1 pseudogene is annotated in these 445 nt (G+C 64.7%); it reads left to right on the top strand.

From position 1 onward, the window contains the following. Nucleotides 1-24: 24 nt before the first annotated feature. Nucleotides 25-445, top strand: a pseudogene (locus tag AB4Z35_RS30570) (ring-cleaving dioxygenase); the annotation flags it as partial.

Raw genomic sequence — 445 nt, forward strand, 5'->3', positions numbered from 1 at the left:
GGCGTAAGACACGCGCAGGAGGATGTGGATTTTTACGTCAAGCTGCTGGGGCAAAGCCTCGTCAAGAAGACCGTTCTTCTCGACGGCGAGGACCCGATCTATCACCTCTACTACGGCAACGCCAACGGTGACCCGGGCACGCTGGTGACCTCGTTCCCGTTCCGGCAGAAAGGGGTTGCGGCGCGCCCCGGCTCGGGCCAGGTCCGGGTCATCAACTATTCGGTGCCCACCGGCTCGCTCGACTTCTGGCGCGCCCGCTTCGACGCGATGGGCATTGCCTACGACAGCGCCATCACCGCGCGCTTCGACGAGCGGCGCCAGCGTTTTCATCACCCCTGCGGCATCGAGTTCGATCTGGTCGAGACGGATCTGGACAAGCGCCCGGCCTGCGTGGCCAGCGACATTCCCGAAGCATTCGCGATCCGCGGCGTGCACAGCATCACGC

Source organism: Pseudomonas sp. KB_15 (genome assembly GCF_052114525.1).
Lineage (GTDB): Bacteria > Pseudomonadota > Gammaproteobacteria > Pseudomonadales > Pseudomonadaceae > Aquipseudomonas.